Source organism: Nitrosomonas ureae, from assembly GCF_900206265.1.
Classification (GTDB): Bacteria; Pseudomonadota; Gammaproteobacteria; order Burkholderiales; family Nitrosomonadaceae; genus Nitrosomonas; species Nitrosomonas ureae_C.
The window spans coordinates 2450386-2473016 of sequence record NZ_LT907782.1; the positions used below are offsets into that span (position 1 = coordinate 2450386).

Sequence of the window (22631 nt, forward strand, 5' to 3'; positions counted from 1 at the left end):
AAAATGCACGATTATTCGATCTTTAATGTATCAAAGTTGATGTCTGCGGGAGCCGGGGGTGTTTTCAACTTCATGTCTTCCAATGCCTGCACGATACGATCGGCGATGATCAGATTGCGATACCACTTATGGTTGGCCGGTATGATATACCAGGGTGAGGCATCGGTACTGGTAGCTGCCAGCATGGCTTCAAACGCATTCTGATAATTTTTCCATAATTTCCGTTCCTCCAGATCTCCGGCGTTAAACTTCCAGCGCTTCTCCAGGTTGTTGATGCGCTCTTCCAGGCGTTTCTTCTGCTCTTCCTTTGAAATGTGCAGAAAAAATTTCAGAATGACCGTGCCACTCTCGGATAACAATTCCTCGAATTCTCTGATTTGCCCGAAGCGCTGCTTCACCACTTTATCTGAAATCAAGCCATGCACGCGGGTAATCAATACGTCTTCATAATGTGACCGGTTGAAAATACCGATCTGCCCCTTGGCAGGCGCTTTTTGATGCACACGCCACAAAAAATCATGACCGAGTTCTTCGGCGGATGGCGTTTTGAAGGTTACCACTTTGCATCCTTGCGGATTGACACCTGATATCACGCTCCTGATCGTGCCATCTTTTCCGCTGGTATCCATCCCTTGCAGCACAATCAATAATGCTCTGTCGCCGTTGGCATACAAGCGCTCCTGTAACTCACTTAATTTATCAGTCAATTTTTCCGTGATGGCTTTGGCTTCTTCCTTGCCTTCTCCGGTTTTTTCATAACTGCCGGTATCATCAGGATCACAGTGCGATAACTGGAGCTTGTTGCCGGGTTTTATTTGGTAGTTTTTCATTTTAATGGATTCTTTGTCTGTCAATCCGAAGATATTTGATTGTTAATTATTAGAATTCTCTTGTAGTAGCTCATTTCCTGCATAACTTCCAATCCACGTCACCCCATCATTACCGATAGTGCCGCGATACATGCCTTTGGTATTGAATCGCATCGTATAACGGCCATTTGCATCGAGAACGATCAAACCGCCATCGCCACCGATAGCGGCGATTTCTTCCAATACGCTATCGGCTGCCTGGACAATCGGGGTGCGTAATAACTGAACCCGTGATGCCGTGTTGAATGCAGCCGCGGTGCGAATGAACGTTTCTCCGGTACCGGTTGCGGATACCGCGACTGAGCGGTTATCCGCATAGGTTCCGGCGCCGATGATGGGGGAATCTCCGACGCGCCCGAAGCGTTTGTTGGTGAGCCCGCCAGTGGATGTGCCGGCTGCAAGATTACCATAACGATCCAATGCGACAGCGCCAACCGTCCCACGTTTTTCTTCCTTATCAGGTGGTGGGGTGCTGATATTGACATCATGATCGAGCAGCACGCGTTCTTCGGCAATTGCTTTTTGCAATTGCTTCCAGCGAAATTCGGTATGGAAATAGGATGGATCGACGATTTCCAATCCTTGTTCGGCGGCAAAGGTTTCGGCGCCTTGGCCGATCAGCATGACATGGGCGCTGCGGGTCATTACCGCTTGCGCGGCACGAATCGGATTGCGAATGGTGGTGACAGCAGCAACAGCACCTGCCATACGTGTGGCGCCATCCATGAGCGATGCATCCAGCTCATTGCGCCCGGCATGCGTGAATACTGCACCTTTGCCTGCATTCAACAAGGGCGAGTCTTCCATGACCACAATGGCAGCAATTACGGCATCAACACTGCTGCCCCCTGCCTTGAGTATGGCGAAACCGGCAGCCAGCGATTGTGCAAGCACTTGCGTATACGCGTGTTCGCGCTCTGCAGTCAGTTTGCCGCGCTCAATCGCGCCGGCACCGCCGTGAATCACCAGACGGATTGGTGGTGCGTCAGCTTGGGCCGGATTTGATTGTAAATTCATCGATAGCAGAATCAGAATGTAAAAAAGCGGATGGATCGTCTCAATTCTCTCAAGTTGATTGGGAGTGTGTGCTTCACCTGGATTCAAAAAATAATTTCTATGTTTTGGGTATCCAGGAGTTGATAAAAATAGCGTGCACTACTATCGCATCCGAATTTCTTCTTGGTCAGCCATCTCCATTACTGTAGCTGCCGTTAATTGTCCATCCATGTTACCGTCCCAGGTGGCATTGAACGGTAGTGTGTTTTGCACGCGTTTTGCGAGGTCGAGATAGGTTTGCAATGTCAAATCAGTTTGTGTGATCGGTATCGCAATCGCACGCGGATTCTGCAGAGCTTCATTAAGCAAGGCCTGATTGATGCGGGTCTGAGACCGTGAATCAAGCTTTGCTTTGGACGAAGCGCGAGAGGTGTTTAATGAATTCTTAAGTAATAGATTGTGATTACGCTTGTCGTCTTCCAAAATGGAATAGCTTTGCAAATAGAGTGTGTTTTCACGCCAGCCAAGCAAATGAGGTTGATTGACGACGCGAACCGGTGTGCCCACTGGGACATCGTTATAAATGAAGGCAATATCCTCGGGGTACATGCGTACACAACCGTGACTGCCGCGCAAGCCAATGCTCGGCGGTTTGTCGGTGCCATGAATCGCATAGCTTGGCCAGGCGAGTCTGAGGACATGAGCGCCCATGGGATTGTCGGGCCCCGGCGGTACGATAGCGGGGAGTGGATTGCCGTTTTTGGCATGTTCTTTCCGAATGGAAGGCGTGGGTATCCAACTGGGATTCTTGTTTTTGGCCGTAATCCTTGTCATGCCTTCCGGCGTTTTCCATTCCACGCGCCCGATTCCGACTGGGTGTGTAATCACCCTTTGGGGTTCGCCCGGTTTGGTTTGCGGAAAATAGAACAGCCGCATTGCAGCAAGGTTGATCACAATACCTTGACGCGGAGCATCCGGTAAAACGAATTGGGTTGGGATTACGACTTTGGTACCTGCTTTCGGTAACCAGGGGTCGATTTGGGGGTTGGCGCTGACGATTTCTTCATAACCCAGGTTAAAACGCCGGGCGATATCGGAAAGTGTATCGTCCTCGCGGGCAGTAATGATCTGTAATTTACCGACCACATCTTCACGGGCGGAATCGAAACTGTATTCATGACTTGCAATGGGCATCGGCAACGACCGAGCAACTGGATTGACTGATTGCGTCGATTGGGTTAGAAATGATTGACATCCGATCAAGAAGAAAAAGCTGCCGATAAAGCTGTATCTCAGAATATAATGCAGCAATGGTGGAAATGTTGGGATCATCCGAATCATATGGGTCAAAAAACAATAAAATCATCAATGGCTCGTCAATTTACAGGTTTTTTCCGCAAGGCTCAATCATTCTGCTGATCAATAGGAATTTCGTTGGTTAAAAGACAGTGCTGTAAAAATAAAATATTTCCCGAAAAATACTCGAAAACTACCAGAGAATCGCGCTTAACAGGATTGCAAATGCACCATCAACCCGATTTATTTTCCAGTGAGATCAAAGATACTTCGCGGCATACCTCAGGTAATTCTGCGAATGCGCTTAGGATGATGGCACAGCATGATCATCTATCACCAGGGCAGCAGCGCTTTAACCGGCTACTGGATCGCATTGAGAAGTTGAAAGTACAATGGGTCGAAATGCAGATGATGTGCGATGCGCATCGTCCCGTGTACCACCAGATACTGACGCCGCTGCGTGAGCGCCATAGCCTATGTGTGCGGGAAATGGTGTTTCTGCTGGATAGCCGATTGCAGCGTAGAGGCCTAAGTGCACAGCAAGAACGTATTGCTGCAGCCATACTGTGCAATCTTAGTATGCAGTTGATAGTTCAAGGAGATGAAGAAATGAAAGCGCTGCATGACAAGTACAGCAGCGAAAGTTTGTCGCAGAAGGAGCAATCTGCCATGATGGATATGCGCGAAATGATGGAAGACATGCTGGGTGGGCCATTGACCGATGACGAATCCTTGGAAACTGTGAACGATGTATTTGAAGCGGGTATGAAGCGTTTGCGCGAAGCGGAAGAGGTCAAACGGGAAGCGCGACAAGCTCGGATTCGAAAAAGAAAACCCAGTGCCGCTCAGCTCCAGGCTGAAGCCAATCAGAAGGCGGCAGAAACCACATTGCGCAAAGTTTTTCGTCAACTGGCCAGTGCTTTGCATCCTGATCGTGCCAGTGATTCCGATGAACGCGACCGGAAAACAGTGCTCATGAGCGAAGCCAATGCCGCTTACGATCGTCGTGATTTGGTGGCTCTGTTACAAATCCAACTGCGTGTTGAACTAACGGACACTGCATCCATTGCCAAAATGGCGGATGAGCAAATTGCTGCAATGACGTTATTGCTCAAACAACAAGCTCAGGAACTGGAAAGCGGATTGCAACAGCAGCGTCATGAGGTACGCTATGAATTTGGCCTCAAGTCCTATGAGACGGTGAGCGTGGCTAACCTTAATCGCAGTCTCAGGGCCGAGGAATCATTTTTTGAAAGGGAGTTGAGCGCGATGCAGCAGGATTTGCAGCAACTGACCGATGATAAATACTTCAAGCGCTGGTTAAAAGATCAAAAACAGTTATCCAAGGAACCTAGGGCGGACATTTTTGATGATTGGCGGTATTGAATTTTCTCGATACGTCGTTGCAGTCCGGAGTGCTGATAACAGACGAAGAAAAATCCATATCTCCTTTATAAGCGTACTGGAAATTTAAACACTACAGAGTTTCATATTGATGAAATCAGGCTATTATGTTGGGATGGAATGGGATTTTGAACATGTGCATGAGATTGGGATAATTTAAAATTGCATCATAATCGGGAGAATACCAATGACTGAACAAAATAACGTGCCGATCGAGAATAAAACGGAAGCAGCCAGAAATCAGGCAATGCAGATTAATGTCAAGATGCAGCAAGGTGAGCATGCCGGTCAGCCGCTCTATTCTAATTTTGCTTCGATTCAGGGAGGGCAGGGGGTTGTGATTGTGGACTTTGGTTTTCTTGATCCCCAGACCATGAGCACGTTGAATCAACTGGTGCGTGCGGGCAAGAGAGTGCCGGATACCGTTGGCGCAAGGATGTCGTGCCGGATTGCACTGAGTGTTGAAGCCGCACACAATTTGGCGCATCAGCTGAATCAATTGCTGCAAAAAAAATAGTTGGGATTTCTCTGTCACGTTCAGGCAATTGATGCGTGACTGTTTTATGTGATTGATTTTCTTAATTGGAGAAACGCATGTCTGATGAGAAAGATATTGTGACTCAGGATAAAGATGAGATGACTCAACCGGCTACGAAGCAGATTGGTATCAGAATGTTGCCGGGCGAGCACACGAGTCAGCCGTTGTATTCCAATTGCTCGACTGTGAATGGTGGGCAGGGTGTGGTGCTAGTCGATTTCGGTTTCCTTGATCCGCAGAGCCTGAATGCTTTGAATCGAATGGCGAGATCAGGCGAAAAGCTACCGGATGTGGTCAATGTGAAATTGTCCAGCAGGATGGCAATCAGTATCGAGACCGCTCATCATTTGTCACAGCAACTGAATCAATTGCTTGGCACTCAGCTTTCGGCTGCCGTTGCGCAGCAAGGTCAGAAAAATACGAATGAACCATCGATGCAGACTGATTCGAGTGCGCTGGGAGAAGGTGGCTTGGATACTCAGAAAAACGATAAGAGTGGTTTCCGTTTTCCCTGGTCAAAGAAGACTCACTAATCATCATCAAGTCAATCAGATAATTGGGAACCGGGATTATCTGATTGACTCAACAATTAAAACTGGTAATACAATTACTCCTTAGTCGTTCTTTTTACGCAATGGGATTTTCTTAAATAGCGGTATGAGAAATAATCCGATCAGTGCACCAATCAGCATTATTCCGTAATTTCTCAAATCCGGGTCGGAAAAATTGGTCATTTCCAGTGTTAGTAAGTTCTTTTCAGCTTTGCCGGAAGGCTTATTAGAAACTTTCGGCAAATCCTCGGCTTCATAGCCATCGTTGACATTATAGGGTGTTAGACCTGGAATGCTGGGGATGTCTTTTCCGCCTTTCCCCACCACTAATTGCGCCTTCATGCCTTTTTCCATGTGATGAGAAATATCGCAGTGCACCAGATAAGTGTCATCGGAGCCCGGTACGATGATCGTGCCGGATACGGTTCTAGGGCCAGTGACTTCCAGATGGAACATACCATATTTATAAAGATATTTAGGCAAGCCGTGCATCATGAATTGATGGCGAACACTATCCTCGTTAATAAAATGCCAGGTAACTTTCGCGCAGGGTTTCACGTGCCACTGTTGCTGATCAAACGCGAAAGCCGTGCCTGGGAATTTCGCAGAATACTTTCTGCCGGCCCGCACGGTAATTTCAACTTCTTCCGAAATACTTTGGCAACTGCTGGGAAGTTTGTCCAGGTTCTGCCCCATGATCATGGTGCCTTCGTGATCCATGATGTGATCGTCATCCATGTGATGATGGTGATGCATATCGCCATGATCCATAGCATGCGTATCGTGAGCACTGTGATCCATATCGTGATCATGCCCATGATCAGTATCATCCGCACCATGCTCGCCAGCATGATCGACTGCAGCGCCGGTTTTTGTGCTGATGCTGTGGCCACTGTGATCATGCTTATCCTGATCCATACTATGTTCGCTATGATCATGCGCATCATGATCCATGTCGTGACCACTGTGATCTTGTTTTTCTTGTTCGCTGGATTTATCTTGCTGCTGCGCAGTTGCCGGTATGTTGAACGCAAGAATACCGGCAAGTAAGAAAATAATTGTTGTAGTCTTAGCCATTATTGGTTACTCCCTTTAGGGCTTTTTAGGCGTGCGATTGCTGCTGTGGCGCTTTGTTTGATTTGTCCCCATCGGGCGAAAATCAAATAGATCAAAAACCCTGCCAGTAAGCCGTAAAGCGCATTAAGCAGCAAAGTTTGTGTCGCAGTATCCAAACCCGTACGTTCACCCGGAGATCCCAAGCTCGCCCATTCATCCAGATCCTGCCAGATGGGGAGCCTTCTTTCGAAGTATTCCTTAGTGAAATACTTGTTTAAATCAATACCAAAATGACTCACCTTCGGCATACCGTCTTTACCTAAATAGGATGTGTAGACGATCGAACTCATACTGCCGCCCTCGGCCATGCCGTCCGTGGTGATTCCTTTTTCCCGGTGGTCATGGATCAGCCAGTCACCTTCGCCGTAGCTATGTTTGCCGTCATTGACAGTTTCCAGCTTCAGATCAAGTCGCTGTGCCGGTGCGATATCAAAGACATCGCGCATGATCTGCGCCATCGGGTTGTGTTCCACGCCATCATAATGCGTGATCGTGGCATGATGGCCGTGTGTATGAACGGCGATCTGCTCGCCACCGCTATTGAGCAGCCGGAGTTTGATTTTTTGATCCGGTTCGACAATGATGAGCGATTCCCTGAGGGTATAAGGGAATGAAAGACCGTTCAGAGTAAAATAATCTTCGGTTGAGTCGGTAATGTCATAACGCCGGTTCATATCACGCGCAATGAGTCTGGGGTCGTTATGTTTCTGGATGATCTCGCCTAATTGCTTATCCATTGCGTGATAGTGCAGATCGTACTCTTGATCGAACTGCTCACGCACCGCAACCGAAGGATGGCGCACATGACCTGCGCCGATATTCAGCGTTTGCAACCAGTTATTCGGTCTATTTTCTTCAACGATAATCATCCCGGCAAGCCCCATGGCCAAGTGGGTGTGGGTTTGTACGTGACAGTGATAAAACATGGTGCCAGGTTGGCGCGCCTGGAACTGATAAATACGGCGTTCGCCCGGCATCAGTTCCACTTCGCTGGTTTGCGGTACACCGTCTTGGCCACCGTGTTCGCCGTGCGAGAATGGGTGATCAACGCCGTGCAGATGAATACTATGAGGGAAATAATGAGTATTCTCCAGTACGATTTGCACGATGTCACCGACTTCGACACGAATGACTGGTGAAGGTAATCTCAACAGCGGATTCGCACGGATACTCTCGAAATTTTCAGTCGACATACCGCTCATCTTGGGCGCGAAAACCCATGCGCCGGGCTGTATACCGGGGGCAATATCAAAGGTTGGAAGCACCCCGGGAAAATCGGGTGTTTTGCCGTTTAATTCCATGATTTCCAGTTTGATGATAATCCGGTCGGGATCACCATCGCCATCCAGATCGTCGGTTTTGATGATGGCGTCTGGCGAGAGTCCCGTCTTCATCAGGGTATCCATCGAGATATTATTGGTTCCTTTGACCGCCGCTGCGATCCACGCGGGATTATCCGGGCTGCAACCTGGAGATGCTTCAATTTTGACACCATCAATTTCCTGAGCTTCCCGCCATGCGGCAGAAATGATGGGATCGCACATGGGTTCAGCGGTTAATGCCGCAGGGTCAACTTTTATAGTTTCAGGTAACTTTAAGGATGCCTGAGCAGTCACTGCTGCCGACATCATGCAGAAAGTCAATAGGGCAAAAAAAATATGGACAGGCATATATAGCGCACCTTTAAATTTTATTGAGCATTAAAAATAGAGTTGATCGAATTTGCACATTGAGTGATCGGAGCCGGTTTTAATGATCAGGATCAATTTAATAAGCCAGATCGAGAGGTACAAATACTCAACTGCGTATCCGGAGGCAGGTAAAATAATGCGGAATATCTTATCTTCATCTATGCAATACTTCTACATTGTTCGTCAAACTATCATTATAGATATTATACAGAACCCTATTATGCTTTTGTGGTTTTTCCATAATCTGATGGATGTTAAATTTATAACTTACTGAGCAAATTGATCGAGTGGCAATCTCTATTTTTTCAATGTTTTTGAATTATCCTTGTTTTTTAACGATTCTTAAAAAGAAATGCGCTAATTCTTTTTACTATGGATTGGCGTGTTGTCTATTGGCAGGTTGTGGAGGCAGCGAGCCGGATCAGCCAACAGCCGGAACGAATCCAGCCATTGCGGTGACATTTATGGTTGCTGAGCCGGTAAATATGCCCATGAGCCTTGAAACAATCGCGCAAACCGAGGGTGCAAAAGAAATCGAAGTTCGCCCGCGTGTCGGTGGAATTTTACTTAAGCGTTTGTATGACGAGGGTGCGGCGATCGTAGCCGGACAGCCGCTATTTTTAATCGATCCCGAGCCTTTTCAGAATGCTTTGAATGAGGCGGGAGCCTTACTGCGCGAGCAGGAAGTTCGGGTATTACGCGCCAGAACCGATGAGAATCGTCAAAGACAGTTGCTGGCGGAAAATTTTGTCAGTCAGCGCGCTCATGAATTGACCACAGCAGATCTCGCGATAGAAGAAGCTGCCTTGCAAGCTGCAAAAGTCCGCGTTCGGCAAGCGCAGCTCAATCTTTCCTATACTACCGTTAAAGCGCCTGTCAGTGGGATGACCGGGCGTGCACAATTTTCCGAAGGCGCATTGGTGTCCGCTAATAGCAGCCTGCTGACGACATTGGCGCAGCTGTCTCCGATATGGGTGCGGTTCAGTTTCTCTGATAATGAAGTTGCCAGGTTCGGCGGGCATTTGAACGAAAAGAATGTGCATAGTGTGCAAATGATTCTTGCGGATGGTTCCGAGTATCAACAGACGGGCAAGATCAATTTTGCCGCCAGTAGAATTGATCCTATGCTCGGCACACAGCAATTACGCGCCACGTTTGACAATGCCGATCAGCGCATACTGCCCGGGCAATTTGTGCGGGTGCGGGTGACTGCCGGGGAATCGAGAACGGTATACGTCGTTCCCCAGGTTGCCGTGCTAAGCTCGGATTTAGGGCGCTTCGTTTATGTCATTGATGAACATAATGCTGTCGTTCAGCGTGCTGTTATCGCCGGAGATTGGATTGGCAAGGATTGGATCATTTTGGATGGATTACATGCGGGAGATCGGGTGGTGGTGGATAATCTCATCAAATTGTCACCCGGTAAAACGGTCGATCCGCAATTACGGGATGCGCCATCGTCATGATGGATAATCCGATCTATGGCTAGATTTTTTATTGAGCGGCCGATCTTTGCATCGGTTTTGTCGATCATTATTGTGCTTGCAGGATTGGCGGCTGCCATGCAATTGCCGATCGAGCAGTACCCGAGGATTACGCCTCCCACCGTCATTGTGACTGCAAATTTCCCCGGTGCCAGTGCCGAAACGGTCATCAAAACAGTGGCTGCGCCGATTGAAGAGAAGCTCAGTGCCATTGAGGGTTTGTTGTACTTTAATTCCAGCGCTGATTCGAGCGGGCGCCTGACGATTACCGTCACATTTGAAATTGGCACCGATGTCGATCGCGCAACGTTCAATGTCAGCAATGAAGTGAATACCGCATTGGCGCGTTTACCTGATGAAGTCAGGCGTACCGGAATTACCATCCAGAAACGCACCAATGATCTGTTGCTGGTTTTCGCGGTAACTTCCCAGGACCCTCAGCATACAGGGCTTTTTCTAAGCAACTTCATTACCAACAATATTCTGGATGACATCAGGCGTGCGCCGGGTGTTGGGGAAGCCAGAATTTTTGGCGCCCAGGATTATTCCATGCGGATTTGGTTGAGACCGGATCGAATGGCGCAACTGGGCATTACAACCAGCGATATTGTAGCTGCTATCCGGGCGCAAAATGCGCAACCCGCGGTGGGGAAGATAGGACAGGAACCTGCCTTGGCCGATCAGCAATTGGTTTATACCGTCACTGCGAAAGGCCGGTTATTAGAACCCGAACAATTTGAGAATATCATCTTGCGTTCGGATGGGCCGCGCGGTGTGTTGTATTTAAAAGATGTGGCGCGGATCGAACTGGGTGCGCAAGACTATTCAACCCGGACTTTGTTGAATGGACAGCCGGGTTTGGGTATCGGTGTGTTTTTGCGCTCCGGTGCCAACGCGCTGGATACGGCTGCAGCAGTTAAAGCCAAGATGAATGAGCTGCAGCATTATTTCCCTGAAGGGGTGCAGTACGTTGTTTCCTATGATATCAGCGTGTTTGTCAAAGCCTCCATTTGGGAAGTGATCAAAACCCTGGGGGAAGCCATGTTGCTGGTGGTTCTGGTGGTTTATTTGTTTCTGCAGAGCTGGCGCGCCACGCTGATTCCGATTATCGCCATCCCGATCTCTTTGATCGGCACGTTTGCCGGACTCTGGTTGCTGGGGTACTCGATCAATACTTTGACGCTTTTTGCCATGGTGCTCTCAATCGGCATTGTGGTCGATGATGCGATTGTGGTGCTGGAAAATATCGAGCGGTTAATGACGCAAGAAAAATTATCACCGATGAATGCCGCGATCAAGGCGATGCAACAGGTATCCAGCGCCGTGGTAGCGATGACCATGGTTCTGGTGGCGGTTTTTATTCCGGTGGCATTTTTAGGAGGCATAGCTGGTGAGTTGTATCGGCAGTTTGCTGTAACGGTGGCGGTGGCGGGCGTTATTTCCGGCATTGTGGCCTTGACGTTAACGCCCACTTTGTGCGCGGCTTTACTCCGGCCCACGCATCGTCAATCGGTTTTCTTTACCTGGTTCAACACATATTTTGAGCAAGTGCGCAGATTTTATGTGGGCATGGTGGGCCTGAGTCTGCGCAACTCGATCCGATGCGTATTGATTTTCGCGTTGGTGATTGTGGGACTGATGGTTCTGGTGAAGCATATTCCGGAGAGCTTGGTTCCTGCGGAAGATCAAGGTTTCGTGATTGCAGCGGTGATTCTGCCCGATAGTGCCACGCTGGCAAGAACCGTGCAAACCGCTGACGCCGTTGTTGCCGAGCTGATGAGCAAGGAGCCCGCGGTGATTTTTCAGTTTGCGGTGAATGGACTGGATTTTATTGGCGGCGGGAACAAAACGAATGTATCGACCATATTTCTGCGTTTGAAAGATTGGTCGGAACGTACGGTCAGCGCGGAAGAAACGGTCAAGAAGATATTTCAAGTGGGTGCTCAGCAACCGGATGGTCTGGCGATTGCCTTTAATCCACCGGCGATACGGGGACTGGGCAGTACCGGCGGGTTTGAATTATTTGTGCAGAGCCGTACGGGTTCCGATACTGCACAGTTAGCCGTGGTGGTGAATGAATTCATGCAGGCGTTGAGGCAAGAACCCAGGCTGGCGACAGTGAATTCATTTTTGCGTTCGTCGGTACCGCAGTATTTTATCGAAGTGGATGAAGCTAAAGCCGTCGCGCAAGGGGTTGCTATCGCGGATATTTATGACACGCTGCAAAGCACGATGGGAACATTCTATGTTAATGATTTCAATCGCTTTGGACGGACGTATCGCGTACAGCTACAGGCTGAGGCCGCGTTCCGCATGAAAGCGGAGGACTTGGGGAAAGTCTACGTGCGCGCGCAATCGGGTGCGATGGTGCCTTTGTCAGCCTTGAGCACAGTCAAGCACATCGTGGGTGCGGAACAACTGGAGCGATTCAATGGCCTGCTGGCGGCGAAAATCATGGGGAGCGGCGCCAGCGGTGTCAGCTCCGGCGAGGCCATTGCGTTGGTCGAAAGCATTGCAGCCACAATCTTGCCGGAAGGTTATCAAATTGCCTGGACCGGTGCCGCATTTCAGGAAAAAAGATTGGGCTCGGCGGCGATCTTCGCCTTCAGTCTTGCGGTCGTGATGGTTTTCCTGATTTTGGCTGCGCAATTTGAAACCTGGGCGTTGCCCGTGGCCGTCATTATGGCGATTCCATTTGCGATGCTCGGTGCATTAGCCGCAATTCTGCTGCGTGGTATGCCCAATGATATTTATTTTCAGATCGGCATGGTGACGTTGATCGGGTTGACGGCAAAAAATGCGATTCTGCTGGTTGAATTTGCCAGCCAGAGAATGAAGCAGGGCGTGGATGCTGCCCAGGCGGCGATTCAATCCGCGCAACTGCGTTTTCGTCCGATCGTAATGACTTCGATGGCATTTATATTGGGCGTGGTTCCGCTGGTTATCGCCACCGGCGCTGGCTCGGCCGCGCGCCAATCGATGGGAACCGGAGTTTTTGGCGGCATGATCATGGCGACTACCGTCGCCACTATTTTTGTGCCATTATTTTTTTCCTGGTTTGTGCGCAAACACGAACCTAAACAACCTGAGACTCTGCAAGCCATAATGCCCAAATCACAACTATCTGATAAGTCGGATAGAGATGCTCAGGATTGATGGATTCAAATAGTTGAGAAACTATCTGCGTTGTCGTTGCAGTGTTAGAAGCGATGACGACTTGTCAGAAAGTCTTTGAACAATCCCTGTTTGTCATTCCGAATATAGTGAGGAATCTTCAAGAATTAATGTGATAAATTTCTCGTTGCACGCGAAATGACAGCGATGCAAGAGCTTCCCGGAGAATAAGGATTATCACGCAGTAAAATTGTCGATTGTCATTTGCTTTCAAACGATGCTATTGTGCAGCGAAACCCTTCTAGTAAATTTTTATTAAAAAACAGTTTAAACTAAATTTATACAAATTCATTTTGAAAAGGACTAAGATATTTCGGAGAATCTAATGTTGTAGATTTATATAGTCTGCTACAGATTGTAGCTTTGGTTTTGCTCTGATCATTCCAGATAACAGTTGGTGCTGTGGAAGCGATATTTCTGACGAGCTGAAACCTTATTTAATAGTTTGAAGTTTTTCCCCAGCTCAGGAATGCTGATCATGGCAACTACAATTATCAATTTATCCAGCCTCGATGGCACAAACGGCTTTCGTTTGGATGGTGTCGCGGCGAATCAACTATCCGGTGCGTCAGTTAGCAATGCGGGTGATGTGGACGGAGATGGATTTGATGATGTCATTATCGGTGCTCCAGATGCCAGCCCGAACGGAAAGAATTCCGGTGCCAGCTATGTAGTGTTTGGTAAGGCTTCAGGTTTTAGTGCTACGATGAGTTTATCTACTCTCAACGGCGGCAATGGCTTCCGCCTGGAAGGGTCAGCCGCAGGTGATCGGTTAGGTAGTGTCTGCAATGCTGGGGATGTCAATGGTGATGGTTTAGATGATTTGATTATTGGAGCACCTGGAGCTGATTCGAATGGAAGTAACTCAGGATCCAGTTACGTGGTGTTTGGTAAAGATACCGGATTTGAGGCCACAATGAATTTATCCAGTCTTGACGGTAATAACGGCTTTCGCTTGGATGGCCCAGCTTCAGATCTTATGAAATTGGGATCTGGAGCACCGGTCAGTAGTGCTGGAGATATCAATGGGGATGGCTTTGACGACGTGATTATCGGGGCATCATCGCAAGGCAATGACGACTATTCTTCTCCGGTAACTGTTGATTATGTCGTGTTTGGAAAAGCCCCGGGATTCGACTCGATATCCAATCTATCGGACCTAAACGGAAGTAATGGTTTTCGTTTACAACTTGCTACTATAGCAGAAACGACATCAGTCAGTAGTGCAGGCGATATTAACGGTGATGGCTACGACGATCTGATTGTAGGTATTCTATTACCATCTACCTATCGTGATGCCATAAATGGCACTGTAAGTTACGTAGTGTTCGGCAAAGGCTCCGGTTTTGATTCTGCAATAAATTTATTCAATCTTGATGGCAGCGATGGTTTCAAGTTAACGGGTATGGGTTTTAACTTGTATGGGGGAGCGCTTGATGTCAGTAACGCGGGCGATATTAATGGCGACGGATTCGGTGATTTGATCATTGGTGCTGCTGAAGAATTTCGGGCCGGGTATGATTCTGGTACCAGCTACGTAGTGTTTGGCAAGGCATCGGGATTTGATGCCACAATGAGTTTATCCGATCTTGATGGCGACAATGGTTTTCGTATTGATGGCGTGACTGAAAATGATCGATCGGGATCTTCGGTGAGCGGTGCAGGGGATGTGAATGGCGATGGTTTCGATGATTTGATTGTAGGTGCTCCCGGAGCACCAAATTCGAATGGTGACCGATCCGGTTCCAGCTATGTAGTATTTGGTAAGGCCTCGGGTTTTGATGCCACAATGAGTTTATCCGATCTTGATGGCGACAATGGTTTTCGTATTGATGGCGTGACTGAAAATGATCGATCGGGATCTTCGGTGAGCGGTGCAGCGGATGTGAATGGCGATGGTTTCGATGATTTGATTGTCGGTGCCCCCGGCGTTAATTTGAATGGCGAAAATTCTAATGCCAGCTTTGTGATCTTTGGCCGCAGCGATTTTACCGGTGGTAGTGACGTGGATTTTCCCGGTACACCCGGCAATGATATTTTCACCGGCACTTCCGCTGCGGAAAGTTTTGTGGGAGGCGCCGGCAATGACCGCATGATCGGCCGTGGTGGCGCGGATTCGTTCGATGGCGGTGCAGGCAACGATTACATCCGCATCTTGGGCGATAATTTTCAATTTGTCGATGGTGGGTTGGGTACTGATATCCTGGGACTGGCTGGGAGCGGCTTCAATCTAGACTTGTCAGGCGTAATCGATAACATCCACGGTATCGAGATTATCGCCCTATACGGTGTCGGCGACAATACGCTGACCTTGACGGCACAGGATGTCATCGATCTATCGGGTGAGACGAATACGCTGAAAATCAAAGGCAATGTCGGGGATAGCGTGGTTGGGCTGAGCAACGGCTGGGTGGACGGTGGTATTCGGGGTAACTTCCATGAGTATACACAGGGCGATGCGGTGGTGCTGATCGGGGTGAATGTGACCACGGATTTCCCGGTTGGTTAACGAGCCTTTCAGAATTACTCGATTGTTAGAAACAGACCGGAAAGATCGCATCTTTCGGTCTGTTTTTTTACCCCAGCTTGCGCTTTAGGGTGTTTCCCTGATGTTATTTCAGGCAATAAAAAAGCCACTTGATATCAAGTGGCTTTTTTATAACGAGGAGATTTTTTATTAATTAGCTGGAGTGTTATCGATATTGCCGCTTACGAATTGCGGTGCCTGGCTTTCACCAGCTAATTTGTAATGTATCGCTGCCTGAGCTTTATTCTCAGCTACTAATTTTTCATATTCACGAATATTGGCTTTTTCATGAGATTGAAAATCCAGACCTTTGCGACCATAGTAAAAAGATCTTGATTCATAATCTTCCAAAGCAGCTTGGTGTTGTGCAAGCTTAACTTCTGCTTCTTTTAATAACACTTCATGTTGTTTTGCCAATTGCAGATGTTCTTGAGCGGTTAAAATTTCTTCGGCGCTTGCGGAGCTGAAGGGCAGGCCGACAAAAAATAAAGCAGCGATTAATGATATTGCTGTAATAGTTTTTTGAGTTTTCATGATTTTTGCCTCCGAGATAAATTTCAACGATTGAGTACATATTAATGACTCCCGCATCGAAAATAAATCGGGAAACCCTTGATTCTTATACTGGGGAAACCCTTGTTGATCTCTAAGGAAAACCATTAGAATCCATGGAAATGAAGGGTGTATCTATAACAAGAGCGTTAAAGTCAGGTCAGCCCCCCATCCATCAAAATTTATTTAATTGCTTTGCTTTCAGTCTTTACAAATATAAGTGTGCAATATCTGATCTGCCTTGATACGACAACTTCTGTAGAGAATGCGTATTTCAGCAAACTTTCCGCTGTTTTCCAAGCATTCCTCAAGCTTCTTTAAAACCTACATATACAGTCAGAATTATCTGAATTGTCATTAAAGTATTTTTGTGCCACAGTGCCTGATCTCGTCAACATATTCTTATAAAAATAATTTAAATTAACGGTTTGCGGTATGCGATGGAATATTCCGCTGGCGAAGCTACATAATCATCAGATCACTCAGTTTATGATCAAGATGATGGTGAATACCCTAGCAATTAATGGATTGCTTGCAAATCACTTCTTATTTTGGAGGCAAAATAATGGCAATAGCTAATTTTAATTTGGCTGATCTCGATGGCAGCAATGGTTTTCGTCTGAATGCAGAGACAGGATATTCCTTTCGTTCGGTCAGGAATGCAGGCGATGTGAATGGTGATGGTTTGGATGATGTGTCAATCAGCATTTCTGGGGATGCCAGCAGGGGTTACAGTAGTTCCGGTTACGTAGTGTTCGGCAAGGTTGCGGGATTTGATGCGGAGATGGATTTGTCGGAACTTGACGGCAGTAACGGCTTTCTTTTGAATGAAGGATATAGTTTCGACACCGTTGGGGATGTGAACGGGGATGGCTTTGATGATGTGATTATTGGTGCTGGGAATCACATCTATGTGGTATTTGGGCGTGCATCCGGTTTTGATGTTGAGGTGGATCTATCCAGTCTTGATGGCAGCGATGGTTTTCGCTTGGAAAAAAGTAAAGTCAGCGCCGCTGGAGATGTGAATGGGGATGGTTTTGATGATGTGATTATTGGTGCTGGGAATTACAGCTACGTAGTATTTGGGCGTGCCTCCGGTTTTGATGCTGAGGTGGATCTATCCAGTCTTGATGGTAGCAACGGCTTTGGTTTGCATAGAGTAGACAGTGGCCGATTAGTAATCAACACAGTCAGCACTGCTGGAGATTTCAATGGAGATGGTTTTGATGATGTGATTGTTTTTTTTGATACAGTATTAGGTAAATCTGATGGCTATGTGGTTTTTGGCAAGTCAACGGGCATTGATGCGATGACGGAATTATCCAGTCTTGATGGCAGTAACGGCTTTCACTTAAAAAATATCTCATTTAGATTCAGTGACGCAGGCGATGTGAACGGGGATGGTTTTGATGATTTGATTATTGGTGCTGGGAATTACAGTTACGTAGTATTTGGGCGCGCATCTGGATTCGAAGCCGAGATGGATCTGTTCGAACTCAGTGAGAATGGTTTTCGCGTGGATGCACTGGCGCCGCGAGATGGATTTGGCAGCTCGGTCAGCACGGCTGGAGATGTCAACGGTGATGGTTTTGATGATGTGATTATCGGCGCTCCCGGCGGCTCCGGTTCCAGCTACGTGGTATTTGGCCAGGCATCCGGTTTTGATGCTACGGTCAATCTAATGTCCTTGAACGGAGCTCTGGAAAATGGTCATTTAGGTAGTTCGGTCAGTGGTGCGGGAGACGTGAATGGCGACGGGTTTGATGATTTGATGGTCAGTGCTGGTGGAGACATAATATACCGAGGGGTAGGTGATACGACCTATTATACGACCAGTTCCGGCTATGTAATATTTGGCAGCAGCGATTTCACCGGTTTGACAGCATACCTTGGCACCTCGGGCGACGACACGCTCACGGGCACAACGGCGGCTGAGATCTTTTATGCACGCGAAGGCAAAGACACGCTGATCAGCGGCGGGGGCGCGGATACGATTTTTGGAGGAGCAGGCCGCGACACCATCCGGGTGTCCGATCCTGATTTTTTGCTGGTTGACGGTGGCAATGATCATTCCGGGTTTGTGGAAGATGACACCCTGGAGTTGGATGGCGGTGGAATGAACCTGGATCTGACGGCTGCAGATCACACGGTTATCGATATTGAAACCATCGATTTGAGCGGTACCGGGGATAACGTATTAACGCTGACGGCTGCGGATGTGCTGGATCTATCGAGCAGCACCGATACCCTAACAGTCAAGGGCGACGCCGGTGATCGCGTTGCCGGATTAAGCAGTGGCTGGGTCGATCGCGGTTTTAAGGGTGAGTTTCATATGTTTTCGGCCCAGAATGAAGCGGTGCTGATGGTTGCGGATGCTGTAAGTACAGATTTTGTGGATGGCGGTCATATGGTTATATCCGATCTGAATGGGGATAATGGCTTCCGCCTGGATGGTGCAGCAGGTCATTCTTCAGGCGGCTCTGTGAGCAATGCGGGGGACGTCAATGGGGATGGTCTTGATGATGTAATTATTGGTGCTCCTTTTGCTAACCTGAGTGGTAATTATTCCGGTACCAGCTACGTGGTATTTGGCAAGGCATCCGGATTTGATGCAACAATGAACTTATCCGGTCTCGACGGCAGCAATGGTTTCCGTCTGGGTGGGGTGGCGAATAATGACAATTCTGGTGTAGTCAGTAGTGCGGGGGACGTCAATGGCGATGGTTTTGATGATGTAATCATTGGAGCACCTGGTGCTGACAACAATAATCTCTCTTCCGGTTCAAGCTACGTAGTATTCGGCAAGGCATCAGGATTCGATGCGGTAATGAATCTATCCGGCCTCGATGGCAGTAATGGTTTTCGCCTGGATGGTGAAGTACTGCGTGAATATTCGGGGCTCTCTGTGAGCAACGCCGGGGACGTCAATGGTGATGGTTTTGATGATGTAATCATTGGTGCTCCTGGTGCTGATCCGAACAATTCCCATTTCGATGACGAAGGTTCCAGTTATGTGGTATTTGGTAAGGCATCCGGATTTGATGCGGCGATGAATCTCTCCACCCTGGACGGCAGTAATGGTTTTCGTCTGGATGGAGAATTATTTAGAGGCTCGTCAGGTGCTTCGGTCAGCGCTGCGGGGGATGTCAACGGTGATGGTTTTGGTGATGTGATTATTGGTGCTTCTCGTGGATATGGTTCCAGTTATGTGGTATTTGGCAAGGCGGCGGGATTTGATGCGGCGATGAACTTATCCGATCTTGATGGCAGCAACGGTTTTCGCATGAAGGGAGGGACGTCCGATATTTTAGCCGGATCGATCAGCAATGCTGGAGATGTCAACGGGGATGGGTTTGATGATTTGATTATTAGCGCCCGAGGAATTCGGGTGGGTGATTATTATTATGGTTATAGCTATGCTCGCGGGGGCAGTTACGTAGTATTCGGCAAAGCGTCAGGTTTTGATGCAGAGATGAATCTGTCCGAGCTTGATGGCGGTAATGGTTTTCGTCTGAATGAAGAAGGTGATTACCAGGGGGTAGCGGTCAGTGGTGCAGGCGATGTCAATGGGGACGGGTTCGATGATTTGATTATCGCTGACCCTGATGAACAGGACCGCTATGGTAATGGTGGCCCCAGTCCCAGCTACGTGATGTTTGGCAAAGCTTCGGGATTCGATGCGGTAACGGATTTATCCGATCTCGAAGGTAATGAAGGCTTCCGTTTGGACGGGGTGGCGAAGGAAGGTGTTCTGGTTACATCGGTCAGTGGCGCCGGGGATGTGAATGGCGATGGTTTCGATGATTTGATTGCCGGTGCCCCCGGTGCCGATTTGAATGGCAAAAATTCAGGCTCCAGCTTTGTGATCTTTGGCCGCAGCGACTTTACCGCTGGACCTGATTTCCTGGGCACGCCTGGGGATGATGTCTTCACCGGAACTCCCGCTGCGGAAAGTTTTGTAACGTTTGACGGCGATGACCGGATGATCGGCGGAGGCGGCGCCGACTCGTTTGCCGGAGGAGCGGGCGACGATGTCATGCAGATCGCGGATGCGGGCTTTGTGCATGCCGATGGTAGCACCGGTTTCGATACTCTGGAATTGGCTGGGAATGGTTTTAATCTGAATTTATCCCGTGTCGGAGATAGAATAAAAGGTATTGAAGCCATTGACATGACGGGGAGTGGAGATCACAGGCTGATCCTGTCGATGCAGGATGTGCTGAATCTGTCGGATGAGACCAATACCCTGAGAATAAAAGGCGATGCCGGAGATAGCGTGGCCGGACTTGGCAGCGGCTGGGTGGATGGCGGTATCCAGAGTAATGTTCGCACTTACATTCACTTTCAACATGAAGCCGTGTTGCAGATCGATGCGACCGTGAGCACGGATTTTGTGGAAGATAATGTTATTAATTTATTCAGCCTCAACGGCAGCAACGGTTTCCGCCTGGATGGTGATGCAGCGTATGATTATTCAGGTCGCTCTGTGAGCATTGCGAGGGATGTCAACGGGGATGGTTTTGATGATGTGATTATTGGTGCTCCTTTTGCTGACCCGAGTGGTAAGTCTTCTGGCTCCAGCTACGTGGTATTTGGTAAGGTATCCGGTTTTGATGCGACGATGAATTTATCCGATCTGGATGGAACTAACGGTTTCCGCCTGGATGGGAGGGCGAAATATGATTATTCAGGTTATTCCGTCAGTGGCGCGGGGGACATTAACGGGGATGGTTTTGATGATGTGATTATTGGTGCTCGTTCTTTGGACTCGAATGGTAATGGATCCGGTTCTAGCTACGTGGTATTTGGGCGCGCATCGGGCTTTGACGCGGCGATGGATTTATCCGACTTGGATGGCAGTAATGGTTTTCGTTTGGATGGGGTTGCGGGCAATTCATCAAGTGAGTCAGTTAGCAATGCAGGAGACATCAATGGTGATGGTTTTGATGATGTGATTATTGGTGCTCCTTTTGCTGACCCGAGTGGTAAGTCTTCTGGCTCCAGCTACGTGGTATTTGGTAAGGTATCCGGTTTTGATGCGACGATGAATTTATCCGATCTGGATGGAACTAACGGTTTCCGCCTGGATGGGAGGGCGAAATATGATTATTCAGGTTATTCCGTCAGTGGCGCGGGGGACATTAACGGGGATGGTTTTGATGACTTGATTGTCGGCGCTCCTGGTGCTGGGTCCAATTACTATAATCTTGATTCCGGTTCTAGCTACGTGGTATTTGGGCGCGCATCTGGCTTTGACGCGGTGATGGATTTATCCAGTCTTGATGGAACTAACGGTTTCCGTCTGGATGGTGAAGCAGAGCGTGATTATTCGGGCCACTCTGTGAGCAGTGCGGGAGATGTCAACGGGGATGGTTTTGATGACTTGATTATTGATGCTCGGGGCTCCGACTCCAACCACAGCTACGTAGTATTTGGCAAGGCGTCCGGATTTGATGCCACGATGGATTTATCCGGCCTTAACGGCAGTAATGGCTTCCGTCTGAATGATGGAAGTGGTTATACAACAGGTCATTCCGTCAGCAGTGCAGGGGATGTCAATGGAGACGGTTTTGATGATGTGATTATTGGTGCTCTTGGCTCAGGTTCCTATTATGGCTATGTAGTATTTGGACGCGCATCCGGTTTTGATGCGGTGATGAATCTATCGGGTCTTGGTGGTGCTAACGGTTTTCGCCTGAAGGGTACTGATAATTATTCTGGAGTTCCTTCCGTCAGCGGTGCGGGGGACGTCAACGGAGACGGTTTTGATGATGTGATTGTCGGTGTTGATCGAGCCGACCCGAACGGTGATGTTTCCGGTTCCAGCTATATCGTATTTGGCAGAAGCGATTTTACCGGTGACGGGGTGGATTTTTTCGGCACATCCGGCGATGATATTTTAACCGGCACCTCCGCGGGGGAAAGTTTTGTAGGAGGCGGCGGCAACGATCGTATGATCGGCCGTGGTGGTGCGGATTCGTTCGATGGCGGTGCGGGTAACGATTACATTCGCATATTGGGCGATGACTTTCTGTTTGTTGACGGCGGTTCAGGTACCGATACGCTGGGATTGTCTGGTAGTGGGCTCAATCTGGATCTGCCCGGCGTAATCGATAAAATTCATGGCATCGAGACCATTGCTTTATATGGTACGGGTGACAACATGCTGACCTTGACCGCGCAGGATGTCATTGATCTATCGGGTGAGACGAATACGCTGAAAATCAAAGGCAACACCGGAGATAGTGTAGTTGGGCTGAGCAGCGGTTGGACGGATGGGGGTGTTCACGGCAATTTCCACGAATATACGCAAGGTGATGCCGTGCTACTGATCGGAGTGGATGTGACGACAGATTTTCCGGTGATTTGACAGGGTGTTGGAAACAGATACAAAATGTTCATTTATGATGTGTAAATTGTGTTCTTTGTCTTG

General features: G+C 48.4%; 13 protein-coding genes. 7 read left to right on the forward strand and 6 right to left on the reverse strand.

Annotation, left to right across the window (positions count from 1 at the left end; genetic code table 11):
- Positions 1 to 11 precede the first annotated feature (11 nt).
- Genes CPG39_RS11330 through CPG39_RS11340 form a run of 3 tightly spaced genes read right to left on the reverse strand, consistent with a single transcriptional unit; the run spans position 12 to position 3197 of the window.
- Positions 12 to 830 carry a polyphosphate kinase 2 family protein gene (locus CPG39_RS11330; protein ID WP_096293586.1) on the reverse strand — a complete coding sequence of 273 codons (819 nt, stop codon included), beginning with the start codon at positions 828 to 830 and terminating at the stop codon, positions 12 to 14.
- Between the two features lie 42 nt (positions 831 to 872).
- On the reverse strand, positions 873 to 1973 hold the full coding sequence (locus tag CPG39_RS11335) for an isoaspartyl peptidase/L-asparaginase family protein (protein ID WP_096293588.1): 1101 nt from the start codon (positions 1971 to 1973) through the stop codon (positions 873 to 875).
- A gap of 54 nt (positions 1974 to 2027) precedes the next feature.
- On the reverse strand, positions 2028 to 3197 hold the full coding sequence (locus CPG39_RS11340) for a L,D-transpeptidase family protein (RefSeq protein WP_231990291.1): 1170 nt from the start codon (positions 3195 to 3197) through the stop codon (positions 2028 to 2030).
- 189 nt (positions 3198 to 3386) lie between these two features.
- On the opposite strand from CPG39_RS11340, the gene CPG39_RS11345 reads away from it, so the two are divergent.
- From CPG39_RS11345 to CPG39_RS11355, 3 genes are all read left to right on the forward strand, one after another.
- Positions 3387 to 4547, forward strand: coding sequence for a hypothetical protein (locus tag CPG39_RS11345; protein WP_096293591.1), 1161 nt, complete (start codon positions 3387 to 3389; stop codon positions 4545 to 4547).
- A 205-nt stretch (positions 4548 to 4752) separates the two neighbouring features.
- Entirely contained in the window at positions 4753 to 5082 is a 330-nt protein-coding gene (locus CPG39_RS11350; protein WP_096293593.1) for a DUF3467 domain-containing protein, read from the forward strand.
- Between the two features lie 77 nt (positions 5083 to 5159).
- Complete coding sequence (locus CPG39_RS11355) at positions 5160 to 5636, forward strand: hypothetical protein (protein WP_096293595.1); 477 nt, start codon at positions 5160 to 5162, stop codon at positions 5634 to 5636.
- Positions 5637 to 5717: 81 nt separating this feature from the next.
- Here the strand turns inward: CPG39_RS11355 and CPG39_RS11360 are convergent, their stop codons facing one another.
- On the reverse strand, positions 5718 to 6731 hold the full coding sequence (locus CPG39_RS11360) for a cupredoxin domain-containing protein (RefSeq protein WP_096293597.1): 1014 nt from the start codon (positions 6729 to 6731) through the stop codon (positions 5718 to 5720).
- Entirely contained in the window at positions 6731 to 8440 is a 1710-nt protein-coding gene (locus CPG39_RS11365; protein WP_096293598.1) for a multicopper oxidase domain-containing protein, read from the reverse strand. The genes CPG39_RS11360 and CPG39_RS11365 overlap by 1 nt, the downstream gene beginning before the upstream one ends.
- Before the next feature lie 413 nt (positions 8441 to 8853).
- Between CPG39_RS11365 and CPG39_RS11375 the strand changes: the two genes are divergently transcribed.
- The 3 genes from CPG39_RS11375 to CPG39_RS11385 all read left to right on the forward strand — a co-directional run bounded on the left by CPG39_RS11375 (position 8854) and on the right by CPG39_RS11385 (position 15628).
- Positions 8854 to 9927: an efflux RND transporter periplasmic adaptor subunit gene (locus tag CPG39_RS11375; protein ID WP_231990292.1), complete on the forward strand. Its 1074-nt coding sequence runs from the start codon at positions 8854 to 8856 to the stop codon at positions 9925 to 9927.
- Between the two features lie 15 nt (positions 9928 to 9942).
- Complete coding sequence (locus CPG39_RS11380; protein ID WP_096293604.1) at positions 9943 to 13101, forward strand: efflux RND transporter permease subunit; 3159 nt, start codon at positions 9943 to 9945, stop codon at positions 13099 to 13101.
- Between the two features lie 496 nt (positions 13102 to 13597).
- On the forward strand, positions 13598 to 15628 hold the full coding sequence (locus CPG39_RS11385) for an integrin alpha (RefSeq protein WP_096293605.1): 2031 nt from the start codon (positions 13598 to 13600) through the stop codon (positions 15626 to 15628).
- 168 nt (positions 15629 to 15796) lie between these two features.
- Here the strand turns inward: CPG39_RS11385 and CPG39_RS11390 are convergent, their stop codons facing one another.
- A complete protein-coding gene (locus CPG39_RS11390; RefSeq protein WP_096293607.1) occupies positions 15797 to 16180 on the reverse strand; it encodes a hypothetical protein in 384 nt (127 codons plus the stop codon).
- Between the two features lie 583 nt (positions 16181 to 16763).
- Between CPG39_RS11390 and CPG39_RS11395 the strand changes: the two genes are divergently transcribed.
- On the forward strand, positions 16764 to 22568 hold the full coding sequence (locus CPG39_RS11395) for a hypothetical protein (RefSeq protein ID WP_231990293.1): 5805 nt from the start codon (positions 16764 to 16766) through the stop codon (positions 22566 to 22568).
- Positions 22569 to 22631 lie beyond the last annotated feature (63 nt).

Coding starts and splice junctions, on each gene's coding strand:
- CPG39_RS11380 (WP_096293604.1), top strand. CDS start 9,943: ATGGCTAGATTTTTTATTGAGCGGCCGATCTTTGCATCGGTTTTGTCG.
- CPG39_RS11385 (WP_096293605.1), top strand. CDS start 13,598: ATGGCAACTACAATTATCAATTTATCCAGCCTCGATGGCACAAACGGC.
- CPG39_RS11345 (WP_096293591.1), top strand. CDS start 3,387: ATGCACCATCAACCCGATTTATTTTCCAGTGAGATCAAAGATACTTCG.
- CPG39_RS11355 (WP_096293595.1), top strand. CDS start 5,160: ATGTCTGATGAGAAAGATATTGTGACTCAGGATAAAGATGAGATGACT.
- CPG39_RS11390 (WP_096293607.1), bottom strand. CDS start 16,180: ATGAAAACTCAAAAAACTATTACAGCAATATCATTAATCGCTGCTTTA.
- CPG39_RS11350 (WP_096293593.1), top strand. CDS start 4,753: ATGACTGAACAAAATAACGTGCCGATCGAGAATAAAACGGAAGCAGCC.
- CPG39_RS11340 (WP_231990291.1), bottom strand. CDS start 3,197: ATGATCCCAACATTTCCACCATTGCTGCATTATATTCTGAGATACAGC.
- CPG39_RS11395 (WP_231990293.1), top strand. CDS start 16,764: ATGGCAATAGCTAATTTTAATTTGGCTGATCTCGATGGCAGCAATGGT.
- CPG39_RS11360 (WP_096293597.1), bottom strand. CDS start 6,731: ATGGCTAAGACTACAACAATTATTTTCTTACTTGCCGGTATTCTTGCG.
- CPG39_RS11330 (WP_096293586.1), bottom strand. CDS start 830: ATGAAAAACTACCAAATAAAACCCGGCAACAAGCTCCAGTTATCGCAC.
- CPG39_RS11365 (WP_096293598.1), bottom strand. CDS start 8,440: ATGCCTGTCCATATTTTTTTTGCCCTATTGACTTTCTGCATGATGTCG.